At 36.0% G+C, this 17,127-nt stretch carries 15 protein-coding genes and 1 other annotated feature; of the genes, 6 read left to right on the top strand and 9 right to left on the bottom strand.

The genetic code is table 11. The annotated features are described in order from the left end of the window. Positions 1-20: 20 nt before the first annotated feature. Positions 21-686: an HAD family hydrolase gene (locus OSO01_RS18985; RefSeq protein ID WP_147212062.1), complete on the top strand. Its 666-nt coding sequence runs from the start codon at positions 21-23 to the stop codon at positions 684-686. A gap of 119 nt (positions 687-805) precedes the next feature. Here OSO01_RS18985 and OSO01_RS18980 read toward each other — a convergent pair whose 3' ends face one another. Together OSO01_RS18980 and OSO01_RS18975 are read right to left on the bottom strand one after the other, a co-directional pair. Then, positions 806-1,414 carry a nitroreductase family protein gene (locus tag OSO01_RS18980; RefSeq protein ID WP_147212061.1) on the bottom strand — a complete coding sequence of 203 codons (609 nt, stop codon included), beginning with the start codon at positions 1,412-1,414 and terminating at the stop codon, positions 806-808. Positions 1,415-1,517: 103 nt separating this feature from the next. After that, positions 1,518-2,843 carry an aminotransferase-like domain-containing protein gene (locus OSO01_RS18975; RefSeq protein WP_147212060.1) on the bottom strand — a complete coding sequence of 442 codons (1,326 nt, stop codon included), beginning with the start codon at positions 2,841-2,843 and terminating at the stop codon, positions 1,518-1,520. A 148-nt stretch (positions 2,844-2,991) separates the two neighbouring features. Here OSO01_RS18975 and OSO01_RS18970 point away from each other — a divergent pair, with 148 nt between their 5' ends. Both OSO01_RS18970 and OSO01_RS18965 read left to right on the top strand, forming a co-directional pair. Further along, positions 2,992-3,897: a DMT family transporter gene (locus tag OSO01_RS18970; RefSeq protein ID WP_147212059.1), complete on the top strand. Its 906-nt coding sequence runs from the start codon at positions 2,992-2,994 to the stop codon at positions 3,895-3,897. A 166-nt stretch (positions 3,898-4,063) separates the two neighbouring features. Next, positions 4,064-4,942, top strand: a complete 879-nt coding sequence (locus OSO01_RS18965) for an NAD(P)-dependent oxidoreductase (RefSeq protein ID WP_147212058.1) — start codon at positions 4,064-4,066, stop codon at positions 4,940-4,942. 155 nt (positions 4,943-5,097) lie between these two features. On the opposite strand, the gene OSO01_RS18960 is transcribed toward OSO01_RS18965, so the two are convergent. Next, positions 5,098-5,943, bottom strand: a complete 846-nt coding sequence (locus OSO01_RS18960; protein WP_147212057.1) for a LysR family transcriptional regulator — start codon at positions 5,941-5,943, stop codon at positions 5,098-5,100. A gap of 175 nt (positions 5,944-6,118) precedes the next feature. Here OSO01_RS18960 and OSO01_RS18955 point away from each other — a divergent pair, with 175 nt between their 5' ends. Both OSO01_RS18955 and OSO01_RS18950 read left to right on the top strand, forming a co-directional pair. Next, positions 6,119-7,099 (top strand): zinc-binding dehydrogenase, encoded by a 981-nt coding sequence (locus OSO01_RS18955; RefSeq protein ID WP_147212056.1) that lies wholly within the window; start codon positions 6,119-6,121, stop codon positions 7,097-7,099. Positions 7,100-7,221: 122 nt separating this feature from the next. Beyond that, the gene (locus OSO01_RS18950) at positions 7,222-8,460 is read left to right on the top strand and encodes an aminopeptidase (RefSeq protein ID WP_147212055.1); all 1,239 of its coding nucleotides are present in this window, start codon (positions 7,222-7,224) and stop codon (positions 8,458-8,460) included. A 113-nt stretch (positions 8,461-8,573) separates the two neighbouring features. Here the strand turns inward: OSO01_RS18950 and OSO01_RS18945 are convergent, their stop codons facing one another. Further along, on the bottom strand, positions 8,574-9,104 hold the full coding sequence (locus tag OSO01_RS18945) for a GrpB family protein (RefSeq protein WP_147212054.1): 531 nt from the start codon (positions 9,102-9,104) through the stop codon (positions 8,574-8,576). 117 nt (positions 9,105-9,221) lie between these two features. On the opposite strand from OSO01_RS18945, the gene OSO01_RS24185 reads away from it, so the two are divergent. Beyond that, a complete protein-coding gene (locus OSO01_RS24185; RefSeq protein WP_503826207.1) occupies positions 9,222-9,416 on the top strand; it encodes a glycerol-3-phosphate acyltransferase in 195 nt (64 codons plus the stop codon). Between the two features lie 416 nt (positions 9,417-9,832). On the opposite strand, the gene OSO01_RS18930 is transcribed toward OSO01_RS24185, so the two are convergent. From OSO01_RS18930 to OSO01_RS23955, 5 genes are all read right to left on the bottom strand, one after another. Beyond that, positions 9,833-11,047 carry an MFS transporter gene (locus OSO01_RS18930; protein WP_147212126.1) on the bottom strand — a complete coding sequence of 405 codons (1,215 nt, stop codon included), beginning with the start codon at positions 11,045-11,047 and terminating at the stop codon, positions 9,833-9,835. Positions 11,048-11,128: 81 nt separating this feature from the next. After that, positions 11,129-11,401: a binding site (T-box leader), on the bottom strand. 732 nt (positions 11,402-12,133) lie between these two features. After that, a complete protein-coding gene (locus OSO01_RS18920; RefSeq protein WP_147212053.1) occupies positions 12,134-13,828 on the bottom strand; it encodes a hypothetical protein in 1,695 nt (564 codons plus the stop codon). 334 nt (positions 13,829-14,162) lie between these two features. After that, entirely contained in the window at positions 14,163-14,840 is a 678-nt protein-coding gene (locus tag OSO01_RS18915; protein ID WP_147212052.1) for a LuxR C-terminal-related transcriptional regulator, read from the bottom strand. Positions 14,841-14,932: 92 nt separating this feature from the next. Then, a complete protein-coding gene (locus tag OSO01_RS18910) occupies positions 14,933-16,423 on the bottom strand; it encodes a glycosyltransferase (RefSeq protein ID WP_186813708.1) in 1,491 nt (496 codons plus the stop codon). Between the two features lie 103 nt (positions 16,424-16,526). Then, positions 16,527-17,127: LPXTG cell wall anchor domain-containing protein (locus OSO01_RS23955; protein ID WP_147212050.1), on the bottom strand; the 601-nt coding region annotated here is incomplete at its 5' end.

Genomic DNA, 17,127 nt, shown 5'->3' with positions numbered 1-17,127 from the left:
ATCTAGAGGGAGAGGGGTATATGGACTCGGTTATTTTTGATTTTAACGGCACTTTATACAGAGATACAGCGCTTCATGAACAAGCTTGGCAGAAATTTATCCAGGAACTATTAGGCTATGCACTTTCTGATGAGGAATTTTCCAAAATTCACGGACGCTCCAATCATCTGACGATGGAGCGGTTATTAGAACGTTCCTTAACCAAAAAAGAAGGAGAAGATTTATCCAATCGTAAAGAAGCAATCTATCGAGAGATTGTAATAGAAAAGAAGCATAACGAATTAATCCCAGGCACGGTTGATTTTTTCAACTTGCTGAAGGAAAATGGCACACCTATAAATATTGCAACTGCTTCGACAAAAGTCAACGTGGACTTTTATTTTGAGTTTTTCCAATTGAATCGTTGGTTCGACTTAGACAAAGTTGTATATGATAATGGGAAGCTACCCAGTAAACCAGCACCAGACCAATATATTCAGGCAGCATTAAATATTAATACTGTTCCCAAAAAGATGACCATTTTCGAAGATTCACCCATCGGGCTGCAGGGTGCGGCTAATGCCAAAGCAAAACGGATTATTGCGATGTCTACCAATAATAATCATGCAGAGCTGGAACAAACCGGTGTTGTGGACTTTATTATTGATGATTTTACGGATGAACGGTTAAGAGAATTGTTTAATTGAGCTAAATTGTGCTTTAAACTGAAAAAATGTAATACGAATTAGAACCTCTAGATAATTGGAGGTTCTAATTCGTATTATATTAATAATCATATTAAACCTTAACAGAGCCCCCGTTAATACTACAATAAGCTCCTCTCTTCCCTTTCATACAAACGAGCAATCTCATCTAAAGCAAGCCGGTGATGAGCATGCCCCTCATCAACTCCATACCCTGCCGCCACCACGGATAAAATACTCCCCTTTATCTTCAGCATTGCTTTTACCTTTTCCAAATCAAAACCAAGCATTGGCACGCTGGATATACTATAAGCGGTGAGTGCCAGCAGCAGATAGCCAAGCGCAATATATCCTTGTGATTGCAGTACATCAGGAGCCACCTCCAGTGTTTCTAAGAGAGCTTTCTTGTCGCTTCTCTTCTTATCCGGGCTCATTTCCGGATGGAGGACATCCTCCACTTTCCCGTGCACATCCAGCAAATCACTATATAATACAATTACGCAGGAAGCTGTATTTAATTGCTTTTGATAACCGGAATATTGGTAGAGCTTTTGAATCATATTTTTATCTTTCACTATTACAAATCTCCATGGCTGCGCATTGAATCCGCTTGGCGCCAGTCTTACATGATCGATAATTTTGAATATCAGCCTGGTGTCCACCTCCTGTTCTGTAAAGCTGCGGACACTCTTTCTCTCCTGCATCCATTTTAAAATCATTTCTGAATCCATAAAAAATCACTCCTATCTCATTAGCTACGCTTCATTATGATAGAAGTGATTCTTGTCTGGGCGGGAATATTAAGATCTTGTATCGATACAGACGGCTCTTCCTTTACAGATATTTGCTGCTCTCTATCGCTTCGTAAATTAATTGAACACCCGCATCAATCTTTCCCTCCTGAATGCTGGTGGTATTCAGCTTTAAAAATTTATGGTTCTGCTTATAGCCTGCTATATAATTTGTTTTATAGTCATCCACTAAAACATGACGTTTAGTCAACTCTTCATGGAGCTTGTTCATATTAATCTGTTTCGGCAGCCTGATTACTGTATGCATCTGATGGTTATCATTAAATTCATATCCGGAAAAATAAGTTCTCAAAGCACGCCGCAGCATTTCTGCTTTATGCTGATGCTTAGAAACTATTTTATCTTTATGATGGGCATATAACCCGCTCTCCATGAATGTCTGCATAATAACCTGACTTAAAGAACTCGTATGAATATCAATAATTTCTTTAAAGCTTTGAAAGGACTCAATGAATTCCTCAGGCACGACAGCAATACCCAGCCGTTGTCCCGGGAACATAATTTTAGAAAAGCTTTTTAAATAAATAACACGCTGATCATTATCTATTTCATAAAGTGTTTTATAGCTGCTGTTCCCTTCAAAGTCACCTAAATAATCATCCTCTATGATATAAAAATCATATTTTACCGCGAATTCCAAGAGCTTCTTTTTTTCCTGCTCACTCATTGTTGTCCCTAGCGGATTATGAAGCCTTGGCATTAAGTAAACATAGCCTGGGCGCTTCATTCTAATCGTTTTCTCTAATTCTTTTAAATCAATCTTATCCAAATCCCGATAGCATGTGACGTAATCCAGGTGAAGGCGTTCCACCAGATTGATTATCTGATGATAGGTCGGCTGCTCAATCAGAATGGCTTGTTTTCGGGTCATCATTATTAAAGCGAAAATATGCAAAGCTTGCTGGGTACCACTTGTAATCATAATCTGGTCTTTTTTTGTGAAAATCTGATCCTCCATCAGCAGCTTTTGAAATAAATGCTTCAGCTCTTCATTACCAGTCGTTCTACCATAAGTAAATAATTCTGTTTTTTCATTTTGAACGGCAGCTTCCAGACATTGCGAATAGCTGTCCAATGGAAAATCTGTCCAGGAGGTAGAGGCAGTGGAAAAATCATATTTTCCTTTACATGCTACTGAATCTGTTTTTCTGGAAATAATAAAATAACCTACATTTGGTTTTGCATAAATTCGGTTCATATCGGTTAAATATTGTAATGCCTGAGTTACTGTAACTTGGCTTACTTCAAAGGTATCCATTAATTTCCGTACAGACGGCAAGCGCTCTTTATATTCTCCCTGCTCGATGTGGTCTAGAATTCTATTGGCTATGAATTGATATTTCTTCATAAGCGTCCTCCTTTCCCTATAACTAGATTACCATGAATGTATTTTCGCTGTGTTTTCCTTTGCCTTATTTGTATCGATACACTTGTAAAAAGAAATTCCGTCTATCAAACACGCCTCCTTTATTCTGAAAAAGAAGGAGGAGAAAGCCATGAGAAAAAATAGAGCATTACTGGCAGCAGCTGCCTTTTCCATTATTATTGGGTTGTCCTTTATGTTTGTTAAAATTTCTTTGACATATGAAGGGCAACTACTTATATTGGCTCAGCGTTTTACATTTGCCTTTTTAGGTGTCCTTTTATTTCTGGCAATAAAACCAATCCATTTACGTTTGGGTCGCAGGGAAGTTTTAATCGTGGCAGTGATTTCATTATTTTACCCGATTATATTTTTCAGCAGTCAGATACTTGGACTAGATCAGACAACAGTGACGGAAGCTGGAATTATCCAGGCGATCGCCCCGGCTATAACGGTTCTTTTGGCGAGTATATTTCTTAAGGAACAAGTCCGGAAAGTACAGGGAATAGGAATTGTGTTTAGTATAGCAGGAGTTGTTTTCCTGCAGCTGATGAACAGCTCGGGAGGCTATGATTTTCATCTGATTGGCAATCTGCTGATTATCGTATCTATTCTGGCAACGGCGATTTGGCAGGTAATGTCCAGAAGCGCAACAAAATCTATCGCACCAATTCAAATCACGATATATATCATGTTTATTGGTTTTCTGTTCTTTAATGCCGTCTACTTTATAAATGGCGGTTCTGCCGAGGAATATATCGGTTCCCTGACAGAGATTCCATATTTATTATCTATCTTATTTTTGGGTGTCCTGTCTACATTTGGAACTTCTTTATTGTCTATTTATGCTGTTTCCAAATTACCGGTAATCCAGGTCAGTGTATTTAATAATGTTGCTACGCTGATCACTATCCTTTCTGGAGTACTGATTCTAAGCGAGCCGTTTCATTATTATCACATTATTGGTGCTGCTGTGATTATTTTTGGGGTTATTTTGGTAAATGTGAAAAAGAAAATAAAGTATAAAAAAGCAGCATAGCAAATAAAAATCAGTTCTATCCTAAAAAATGCTGATTTTATATAAAAACATTTTAGCCTTCTTTACAGCAATCTGTTTTGTATCGATACAATGGGTATTTTTTTAGCACAAAAAAATGAAATTCTTATCATAATAAAGTTTCATACACCAATTAGGAGGAATATAGATGAGTAATTTGAAATCAGAAGTAAAAACAATAACCGTACTTGGTACAGGAATTATTGGAACAGCTGTAGCTAAAAATCTGCAGAAAAGCGGTTTTGAGGTATGCGTTTGGAACCGTACACGTTCAAAAGCCAAAATGCTTCAAACGGTTGGAGTTACTGTATGTGATTCTCCGCTGGAAGCCGTTCAGGATACAGATGTCATTATAAGTCTTTTAAAAGATGGTCCGGTGATATTGGAAGTCATGCAATCTTTAAAAGAATGCTTATCAGAAGGAACCATTTGGATTCAGATGAGTACGGTCGGGCTGGATATTGATGCATTAACAGCCTTCGCTAAACAATACGAGCTAATCTTTTTTGATGCTCCTGTACAAGGGACAAAACAGCCGGCAGAACAAGGTCAGCTTATTATTCTTGCTTCTGGATCAATATCCCATAGACAGGCAGTTGAACCAATCTTTGAAGCAATTGGAAAACATACCGTGTGGGTTTCCGAACAACCGGGAGCAAGCAGCCGGTTAAAATTAGCACTAAACAGCTGGGTCTTCGCTTTGACACATGGTGTTGCCGAGAGCCTTAGCCTTGCAAAGGAACTGGGCATTGACCCGAATTTGGTTGTGGATGTTGTAACCGGCGGACCGATGGATAATGCTTATTTCCAGCAAAAAGCACAATCCATATTGACGGATGATTATACAACAAGCTTTTCAATTGCAAATGCCGTAAAGGATGCTGGATTAGTAGTATCCGCTGCGGAAAAGCAAGCATTGCAGGTGGATATTACACGTGCCGGCCAACAAAGATTTCAACGTGCACTTGATCAAGGACATGGTGATAAGGATATGGCGGCTTCCGGTTTGGTTGGCATAAATAGGTGAGTAAATCGGATAGATCAGATGGGCAAGAAGCATTCTATACTGCAAAACTGCCAATATGGAATCTCATTGCACTATCAGTTGCGAGTTTTCTCGCAATTACGACAGAAACTTTCTGATAATATCGATATGAGAAATCACACTATCAAATGCTTCTATCATTGCTTGATAAAAACGCTCTTATCAAGCAATGATAGAAGTCTATTTCTTTTTGCTTCGGTCTTGGTACAAACAGCAATCGTACGCTCCAAATCTTTAACCGGGATAAGCTGGACATTCAGGTACTCGATACTTTTAATCAGTAATGCCGGTACAATGGTAATCCCCTCCCCTGCTAATACATACCCATACAGAAAGTCACCAAACGGAACCTCTCTTGCAATCTGAGGAGTATCACCATATTGCTTTGCAAAATCTATTATTCGACTCCGGGAATCACAGGGACTGGTATGCAGAATAAGTGGAAACTTCTTGATATCCTTCCATTCAAGCATCTGTGATTTAACTGGCATATCCTGCTCAGGTATAACAGCATAATAATTCTCCGTAAATAATTCCGTTATAAACAGATCCTTTGTCCAAAAAGAAGCATCGATAAAAGCCGCATCAATCTGTTCGTTGATTACTGACTGGACAAGCGCTTCTGAATGATTCTGAATAAAAACAGAATGATCCGTATTAATAACATCCGGGAGAAAAGAGGTTGAAATACTTGGCAAACAGCCAATCGTAAGTTTATCAGTTTGCTGCATTTTCATTAGCTTCTCTCTCGTCCTGTTCATTTCCTGCAGCAAGGATTGTGCCTGCTGGTAAAAATGCTGCCCTGCTTTGGTCAGTTCAATTCCCTTCGAGCTTCTTGTAAGCAATTTTGTATTTACATCTGCTTCTAAGCTTCTTACTTGTTTGCTTAATGCAGGCTGAGAAATATTTAAACGATTGGCCGCTCTGGTAATGCTTTTTTCCTCAACAATCGCGATATATGCTTCTAGCCAAATTTGATTCATTCCATCACCTCATAACAATTGATTATGACTTTTATAACCAATCTGTATTTCCGCCGTCTCTATGTTCACTATACAATAAACAAAGTATACAGGCAGTTTATTTGTTTTTGATTTAATATAAAAATGGTTTTATTCCTTTAGTTATCATAACGTATTGGAATAGAAAGGAGAAATTATGAAAGCAGTCGTTTATCAAAGTCAAAAAGGATTATCTTATCAGGAAGCGGAGAATAAAAGACCTGAACCAGGAGAAGTAAAAATCAAATTAAAATCTGCAGGGTTAAACCGTCGTGATTTATTTGTGATGAACCAGAAACGTTCCCAAGAAACATCTTATATCCCGGGATCAGATGGTGCGGGAATCATTACAGAACTCGGAAAAGATGTTACAGGTTTTAATCTATATGATGAGGCCCTTATTAACCCAAGCCTTGATTGGCATGCATTGAAAGATGTACCTGAAACACCGCATATCTTGGGTAGCCCATCCAATGGCACTTTTGCCGAATATATTGTGATCTCTTCAAAAAATATCGTAAAAAAACCGGCTTATCTTTCATGGGCCGAAGCAGGCGTATTATCTTTATCAGCTCTTACTGCTTATCGGGCACTGTTTACCAAAGGACAGCTGAAAACTGGGCAGCATCTTTTTATTCCTGGCATTGGAAGCGGCGTAGCAACCTATGCTTTACTGTTCGCCAAAGCAATTGGTACAAAGGTAAGTGTTACTTCACGCGATAAAGCTAAGCTTCATAAAGCCAAAGCTCTCGGAGCAGACCAGCTTCTCCCGACAGAGAGTGATTGGAAGACTGAGCTGAGAGAAGATAAATTTGATGTCATATTAGATAGTATAGGGGCAGCACTCTTTCCCAAATATTTTGATGTATTAAAACCGGATGGGAATTTGGTTCATTTTGGGGCAAGTTCCGGTGACAATATTACACTTTCTCTACGCTCACTCTTTTATCCACAATTTAATATCCTCGGAACCTCAATGGGAAGTGCAGTAGAATTCGAACAAATGATACAATTTATATCGCATTACAGCATAAAACCGGTAGTGGATAGTGTTTATCCGCTTATTGAAATCGAACGGGCAATGGAGAGAATGCAATCCGGAAATCAATTTGGAAATATAAGTTTAGCGATGGAATAAAAAGCAGGGCTTTCTTTTGGCATCTATCACACAACCAATATTTCCCTCCCCTTCTTTGTTATTCATAATTGATTATGCTACTATGAAAAAGGATATCAAATCTAGAAGGAGGCTCAATACGTATGGCTTTAGAAAATTTTGATCAATTACTGGAAAAATACGCTGAATTAATCGTAACTGCCGGAGTGAATGTACAGGAAGGACACACTGTTGTTGTATCCATCGATGTCGACCAGGCTCCATTAGCACGTAAAATAACGAAAGCGGCTTATGAAAAAGGTGCCAAACGCGTTATTCTTAAATGGGGAGACGATAAAGTTTCGAGACTTGGTTTTGAACATCAATCAACGGAAACGTTAACAGATATTCCTGATTACCGAATCGAGGAAATGAATTACATCGTTGAACAAGGTGCTACCCGTATCAATGTTGTTTCCAATGATCCTGATGCCTTAAAAGGCTTAGATGGTGAAAAAATTGCTGCAACTCAAAAAGCAGCCGGTGAAGCCTTTAAGCCAATGGCTCAAGCAACACAGGCAAATAAACTCTCCTGGATTGTAGCAGCAGCTGCCAGTCCGGCATGGGCAGCAAAAGTCTTTCCTGAATTAAATTCAGCTGATGAACAGACAGATGCATTATGGGATGCTATTTTCAAAGCCGTTCATTTATATGATGACGATGCCATCCAGACATGGGAAGAAAAAGATAAAACCCTGGAAACAAAAGCAGAAACGTTGAATAAAGAACAATTTGTAGCGTTACATTACACTGCTCCAGGTACGGATTTAACTGTCGGCCTGCCGAAAAATCATCGCTGGGAAGGAGCTGGAAGCTTTAACTCTCGCGGCGAGCGTTTTATCGCCAATATGCCGACCGAAGAAGTATTTACTGCTCCGGATGCTAACCGGGTAGATGGTGTTGTTGTTTCAACCAAGCCATTAAGCTATGCCGGTTCTGTCATTGAAGGGATGGAATTCCATTTTAAAAATGGGAAAGTAACCAAGGTTACCGCTGAAAAAGGCGAAGAGGTTATTCAAAAATTAATCCAGCAGGATGAAGGTGCTTCCCGTTTAGGAGAGGTTGCGTTAGTTCCTGATGCCTCCCCTATTTCTCAATCTGGATTAACTTTCTTTAATACATTATTTGATGAAAATGCTTCGAATCATTTAGCACTGGGTTCTGCATATGCGTTCAGCTTAATCGGCGGAACAGATATGACAGAAGAAGAGCTAAAAGAAGCAGGTCTTAACCGTTCGACTACTCATGTTGACTTTATGATCGGTTCGAATCAAATGGATATTGACGGTATTAAAGAAGATGGCAGCCGTGTTCCTGTTTTTAGAAAAGGCGCATGGGTTTAATTCGTTTGTCGATTTGACTATTAAAAAAATCCAACTACGAATATAGTTGGATTTTTTTCTTTATTTACATTTAAGGTGATAATAGGATAACTGCCAAGCATCTTTATTAAGATTTAATCTGTTCTCTTTTTAAAAATATCTTTAACAAATTCCTCTTTGAAATCAGTATATTCATTGACTCCTATAGAAGAATTCTTAAGATACTCCAACTTTATCTCTAAATACTGTTTTCTTGCAGCCTCATTTGAATTTAAATAATCCCTAAAGAAAATTAGATTATTCCATAGCTCCTTTTGATACTCAACCAAGTGAATAAAATGCGTTTTTACTTCATAGGTGTCATCCGTAAACTTTGCTAATACAATTTCTCCCGGTCTCTCCGCTTTCAGTCTTAAGAAGCCCGCTCTACTAAAACCTTTAAATAAGGATTTATCTACCTTACTTAGATCGTTAACGCCCACCAATATATCAATGATTGGTTTTGCGGCCATTCCTTTAATCGCTGTACTGCCAATATGCTGAATCCGATTTTCATCAAGGGCTGTTTTTTCTGCCAGTTCTTCTTTCACTCTCATAAATTCTTCGTTCCATGCAGGTGTATAGTCCATTAATTTCACTTCATCACTGTTCAGACCTAATTTCACGGCTTTCACCTCTCGTATTTTGTTATGAATATCTTTCTTAGCCCTTTACTATTTAAAACGGGAAATCATTAAGTTTTATCAGCGTTATTTCTTTATTCTCCCAATCACTTCTAATAAATGCATAGCAAATGGAGTCTGAAACAGTACCATTCTGCAACTATGCTTATTGCGATTATTTCATTTATTCCTGTTTTTGGACATACCTTATATTTTAATATATTTATATGCCTAATGGCTTTTATTGTTATTTTTAAACACAGGAAAAATATACAAAGATTGCTTTCAGGAACAGAAAATAAACTTACTTTTTGATTTTTTAAAAGATTGAGTACTCCTTTATTCCTCAAACGTTGGCTCTTTTCTTCGTAATAACTGGCTCAAAACTCCGTACAGGTGACTCAATCCAACCGCAATAATTAATATTACTTTCTTTATAGTATTAAGAAAATTTTTTATTTTCCCTCCTGGCTATAAAGGGAGCATCATAATCCCTGACACCTTGTCAGGGTCAACCACTTTTTACTTTGCAATTTTTTATGTAATGAAAAAGCCTTACTGTTTTTAACAGCAGGCCTATCGTTTGATATTATAAAATTATACCCTCTATATAAGCAAATTCTCTTACTACAGCCCTACTATCCCCTGGAGAATTGTAGTAAGAGATTTGGTTAAATAAAAAGGAGTTTGTATCATCTTCCAGGTTCATCTTAGAATATTCTCTTCCGGCATTAACCCGCTTCTTCTTGTTGATAGTAATTCCTTTTCGTTTTATTCAGTACAATGATGTTAATGATTACTCCCAGGAATAAAAACGCAATCGATCCTACAATATACGTTGACCGAATCTCGAATAGTTCAGCTGACAACCCAATTGTAGCTGTAACCAGGATAATGAAGAAAGCCTCTATCAAACCAAAAACGCTTGAGAATCTCCCCATCATCTCTACCGGCACGTTATTTTGATAGAAGGTTAAAAATCCTGTATTTGCGAATGACAAGGAAAATGTTAATAGAAAAAATCCAATAGCAGCCAACAAAAAATCACTCGAAAAGGCAAATATTAAATAACCAACTGAAGAAGAAATAGCTCCAAATCCGATGAGAATATTTAGTTTCAAATACTTCGTAAATAACGCATTTATCAAAGAACCGGCGATAATCCCCATTCCTGCTATACTCACAAGAAAGCCATAAGTACTTTCAGTTAACGAAAGAACCTCGGTAGCAAATGCAGCTTCTAAAGAATCCAGCGCACTCATAAATACAATAACCCCACTAAAAAGAACATATACCAAAGCGATATGCGTATTTAGTTTACTGAAGCTGACAACTCTTTTCCAATCATTAAAAATGATTGTCATACTGACTTTTTCTGAAATAACTTTTTCATTTAGTAATTCCAAGTTAGGAAGAAACAGGATAATGACCGCTGATATAAATAAAGCAATTGCATTTAATTGAATTGCTAAATATGGAGAGCCAAACATAAACAAAACACCCGCAATGGAGGGTCCCAATATAAATCCGCATGAATTAATAAAATTTCGAAGTGCATTAAATCTTTGCCGGTCTCCTTTAGGAACTAACTTCGTCATATAAACCATCGAAGTTGGCGTAAAAATGGAGCCAGCAATATTAATTATAAAAACGAATACGTAAATCAGAGTGATTGAATCCATAAATGGCAGCACAAGTATGAGTATAGCTCTTATTACATCTAATGAAATCATTAAATTTCTTTTATTTAACCGATCAATAAAACTGCCAGACCAAAAATTTGTGCATAATGTTGCTACAGGTATTAATATATAAATTACGGATACCGCTAATGGAGAAGCCTTCATATCCAATACAATTAAGTTAAGCGCAATTAAATAAACCCATGCCCCTAAATTTGAAATCCCAATGCCTGATAAAAGTAATAATGGATCTTTCCATCTCATAAACTTCACTTTAAGCCCTCCAAATTCAAGATTTTTTATTATTTCCTAATAAAAAAGAATCTCACCCCCAAAGTTATTAACTTTGAGGACGAGACTCCTTGAATTTAGAAGTTCGTGGTGCCACCCCACTTTGTTTCCATGTCGCCATAGAAACCTTTTCAAGTACAACATAATCCTAAATGATGTTTATACTCTATCTCTATAACGGGAGAACCCGGCACACTATCCATCATCTAAAACTTCCAATGTGCGGCTCCGAGACTTGATTCAATGTATGATTACATCCTCCATTTCCAGCTGCTGGAGTTCTCTGTTATGCTTGAATACATTTACTCTTCTCTTCTTTGCCTTTTGCATGCATTTAATGGATCAAATAAAATTTATTAGTATGAATAATAGCCTAGACGTTTGTCTTTGTCAAACTTTTCCTTAAAAATAAAAGTAATGAGAATACCGATGTGAATGCGCATTCTAACTCTCATAGAAGTATTATACTTATACTATATCACTTATGAAAGAAAATGCTTTAGAGCTCAAACATACCATTTTCGATAAAAAAAGAGGCCTAATTTATCTCTTAAATTTCAGGAGAGCAATAGGTCGCTTCAACAACTTTCTAAAACTGAATAAAAGGATTTATATTTGTCGTTTATACCTCAAGGAAATGTAATCATCCTTTTCCGTATTGTGGTACCCTTTTTGTTCATATTGGAATTGGAAATCCTTTGCTTCATAGAAAGGAATACCCTTGTTTAAAATTCTTTGGCTACTATAAAAGTCCCTTATTACTGTCTCAATATACTCTTTGAGTAAATATCACTGTATGTTGCCCAATAGCCTTCTGTACAAACTTTCGCTATCCCCTCTACGTGTGCAGAGCTTCCTTTACAAATTTCCATCCTGAAAAATTCTCCCTGTACTTGTTAAGTTATACTAAGCCGTTAATTAGGTCAGCACCTTCAAATTTTTCAAGCATTGATTTTACTGTTTTAATTTGCTCTTCCGCCTATTGTTGGTTGGCCGAATTCATCTTGCCAGCTAACTCCTTGCTCTATTATCTTCTTTTGCCTGAACTAAAGACTGTTATTATGATTTGTCCCCTTTCAAAAATAAATTATAGTATGCACAATATCCGGATAAATAATGTTCCACATCATCAATTCGTGTCCGGAAGGAATGGTGTCGTATGAAGAAACTGCCGACGATTCTTTTCGGATTTTTAAAATACATTGCTAATTCCGGATAGAAAAAACCATTACGCTGATATTCTGCCCTTCGATGGATCGTTGCTTCTAATTTTGATTCATCAAAATCCAATTCATCAATTAAGTCATTATAACCGTCTGTTTTCATACGACTAACCATTTGATAAGCTGCCATCATCAGCTCCAGGAAGGTTGGATAAGTTGTAATTCTTTTATAAATATAATCCAGTCTATTTTGTACATTCTGCAAACCAAATTTGTAATATTTACGTTCTGGTTTATAAAGTGTTATTTCATTGGTACAATAGCTTAACCAGTGATCATGATGTTTCCAATGATTGCTTTCAATAAAATATTCAAATGCTTTTTCAACAGTATGTAACCACTGTTCATCACGATCGATTTTATAAAGGCGCATCAACGCAAAACAAGCTTCACCATCATAATAAACAATACGAAACTCTTCTTTTAACGCAAGGGATGGATAATCTAGTATATGAACAAATTTACCATTTTCCTGTTGCATTTGTATAATACCACGTGCCAATTTTTGTGTAAGCGGAATATACTGTGTATCGTTAAAGACCTCTGTATACTTTGTCATAGCCAGTACAGCTGTCGCAATTGCACCGAGTTTGATTTCCTTATTATCAGGCTTTTCGCCATCAATAACATAAGCTATATTTTTTTCTTCATCAATATATACTTTTTCCCTGATAAGATACTGTATCCCTTTTACAATCGCTTCCGCAGCTTCTTCTGTGGGCTGGAACTCATAAGCCTCAATCATTGAATAAATGGTGCTGCAATGACGGAGACTATTATAATGTTTTATCTCCTTATCAAAATAAGAAAAAAAGCCATAGACAAATTTACCATTTGGTTTACTCAAACTAGCTAAATACTTCTGCCCCTCATTGACTAACATGTTAACTTCTTCTGCATTTAAAGGGGTATTTCTTCGTCCATTATCATGAATACCATGATGTAATTTATAATATTTTCCATTTTCATAAAAATAACCTTGCGTCTCAAAAATATATACTTTTTCAACCACTTTAAAATTTACTGGTTTTAACTTTGGTCTATGCTTACTAATATAGCTTTGCAAATTTCTTTCATGAATAAAACCACGTTTTGTCTCCGGATCAATTTGAATCACTGCATTTCCATTTAGCTCTTGCTCTAAAAAGGCATGTTTAAAGTCTCTATTAAAGCTTATACCTTGGCGAAAATAATTCTTTTTAGTGTTTGTAATACGATTGATAAATTCTGTGATAGTTAAAGGAGTCACTTTAGTAACAATGTCAATTTTTAAGGAAATAAACATCTCTTTTAAATTTTTTAAATAAGAATATCCCAGATTTTCTATATTTGTCCAAACTTGAGAAAAACTTTTTCCACTTGCATTTAATACCGTAGCGCGTTTATCGTCGAATCCAATTGATAAAAAGATATTTAAAGCAGGCTGACTATTGATATGTTGGAAAAATTCACTATCCTCTATGATATTTTTCTTCAGGTGTTCAAGATGTTCTTTGAAATATGGATATGATACTTTATCTATGGTAATCATTATGCCCTCCTATGCTTTTATAACCTATATTGCTGAGTTTAAACTATACCCTGTGAAGCATAGATCTTTAGCCTTGTTACGAGATTATAAGTAGTTTACTTATTTGCTCTTGTAACACGGTAATTATATCTCCAATAATGGTTTACTCATTAAATTGATTAAAGAATATTTTGAGGAGAAGTAAAATAGTGATAAAGATAATGATACGGGAAATAGATATTCATTAATATCCCTAGTTTACCTAGATTTATTTTAAGCTAATAACTTCTATTTGAAATTCATATGACTAAAACTATTAGTCAATAATTATTGTAAAAAACCTATTCCAATAGATTTAATGAATAACCACCCATCCTGATTTTATTGCAACAAGTACTGCTTGTGTTCGATCAGAGACGCCCATTTTACTCAGGATACTGCTTACGTGGTTTTTAACTGTCTTATCACTAATACCTAAAGTATTTGCCATTTTACGATTATTCGCCCCTTCCGCCAATAATTGTAAAACTTCACATTCCCTTACAGTAAAAAGATGTAGTGGTTTTCGATATTCCATGTTTCTTTCTACAGATAAAATTCTATTATCATTATCTAACTTACGATAATCTCTTAAAATATCGTAAGCTATTTTGGGATCAAAATAAGTGTTGCCTCTACTTACTGTTTTTACGGAATCAATAAGAGATTCTTTACTTACCTCTCCTAATAAATAACCCTGTACTCCATGTTTAAGTGCATAATCAACTTGGTATTTATCAAATTCGGCAGCAAGAACAATAACTTTTGCAATCGAAAATCTATTGGTTATTTCCTTTATCTTATTTAGATTATTTAATTCTGGTTTGATTAATTCCATTAACACAATGTTATTTTTTAAATATAAATATTGTTTTATCTCTTCTATTTGATCGCTTGCAGAAATAACTCGAAATTCTGATTCACATTCTAAAATACGTTTTATCCCATCCCTAAATAGTTTATTTTTAAAAGATAATATAATGCTTGAATCCATGTAGTAACGTTTCCTCTCTTAATAACAATTCCCTGTCATATACTTCGATTTATCATTTAAACATTGATACTTTTTAGATTAGAATTATCAAACTAAATAAGGTTATTCAGCAATTCTTTCCACTTATTGGCTACTTTATCTTCTGTATAATCAGTTGCGGAATGTATTGCTTTTTGACGGTAAGTATTTTTCTCATCATTAGATTTATTTAAATAAGCAACAATCTTTTCAGCAAATTTCTCTTTGTCACCAAATGTAATGAGAAAGCCATTTTCATCTTCTTGAATCATTTCATCAACACCGTAGCGAACATTGTAACTGCCGACTGGACAGCCACATGCTAAACTCTCTAAAACACTCATTGTAAAACCCTCTGCCTGGCCGGCAAATAGAAACAGCTCGCTAGAAGCATAGACATCCTCCACTTTGTCTACATAGCCATTAAATTTCACATTATCCTTCAATTCGAGTCTTTGAGCTAATTTCTTTAATTGCTGCTGTTCTTTCCCGCCTCCATATATTTCTAATAACACATCTGGAATATGCTTCTTTACTATCGCAATAATTTCTAACAAATGATCAATATTTTTTTCAGGTGCTAACCGACTGACAGAAACTAATTTATTAACCGTAGGCTTTTTTTCGGATAATGTGTCGACTAACAGGCATGGATGTGGAATAGCAGTTAAATTTTGAATGCCATATTGTTTCTCAATGTCTCTTTTTTGATTGTTCGTTAATACAACGATATTATCAAAACTATATGGACTGTTAAGAACTTCTTTATAGTTCTTATTTACTTTAGAACGAAACGTAGTATTTGAGAAAAATGTAGAATGGAAAACAGAGATTGTCTTCACATTTAGCTGCTTATTTTCAATAAAAAGGGAACTATATCTTTTGTTTCGATCGATAATAACAACATGCTCTTCTTGATCGATTATTTTTTTCAAAAAATAAAGGATAAGAGCCTGTTCATCAGGAAGAACTGCTTTAAATACAGAATTTTCATCACTGATAAGATATGGACCATCCTCATATTTTGTTATAACTCGTTTACCATATACATCAAAATATTCCGTCATGTAAACAGTGTTATCCTGACGTAAATATTCTGTATGGGATAATTGACCAAATCGATTAAATCGATCACGGACGATTTTCTTCCCGCTATCGAAATAGTTAATATAATCTAACTGGTTGTTTGATCTATAAATAATATACTTCACGAGGTTATTATTAGTATCAAACATACGAACATGAAATTTTCCATTCGATGTTTCATTTTCATAACCATAAGCCTGCTCTCTTTTTATCTGAAAAGGAGGGAGTTCTTTTCCTTCTTCACTTCGCTGAAAATATTCGAATAAATTTATCATGGAAATGTTCTTATCAACAATACCATTTGCAATATAACGTTCCCAATTTGTATGTATATTGGTATTTTTATTTACGGTGACAAATACTGGTTCCACTTCTAAGTATTTCACAAACATATTTCCACGTTTCATTGCTGATTTTTCAACGCCAGTAAGTTGTTGTCCGATATTGGAATGTAAGAAATAAACCTTTTTTCTACTCAATGATATTTTCCTTTCCTTATCAAAACTTATCAAGATATGAGATAAAATATATAGGCAAAAGCAAATATCGGCCGATATTTGCTTTTGCATGAATGTTGTTTATTTATTCACTTGTTTTCTTTCTTCTTGAAAACATTGTTGTTCCAATTCCAGCTGCTACAGCCACTAATCCAATTAGTCCAATTGTCCACATGGATGTTGCTGTGCTTGGCAGCTTCTGGCCTTCTCGTTGACCTTTACTACTTTCTGTCTCGTAGCCTTGACCTGATTGACCTTGTGATGTGTTAGATCCAGAACCCGAACCATTTCCTGGCGTAGCGGCATCTGAATCTTTTCCACCATTTTCATCTTCACCGGAACTGCTATCTTTAGGAACCGTTACTTGATGCTCATCATTTACATTGCCTGCTTCATCTGCAGCAACTAATGTTAGAACATCACCCGCTTCTACTGCATTGCCTGCAACTATCAGCGTATATTTGCCTGTTTCCTTATCAAAAATGACTTCTTCGATATCAACTTCATTTCCATCTTCATCAATTAGTTTAATATCATCTAATTCTTCATCGGATGTAAAGGAAATCTCATATCCATCATCACTGTTTCCGTCGATTGTTACATCGCTAAGTTCCGGTGCATCCGTGTCGGCATCGCTATCCGAATCGGAGTCGCTATCTGAATCGGAATCACTGTCTGAGTCGGAA

Source organism: Oceanobacillus sojae, from assembly GCF_007991515.1.
In the GTDB taxonomy this organism is placed as follows: domain Bacteria; phylum Bacillota; class Bacilli; order Bacillales; family Amphibacillaceae; genus Oceanobacillus; species Oceanobacillus sojae.
This window is presented reverse-complemented; position numbering and strand designations above follow the sequence as displayed.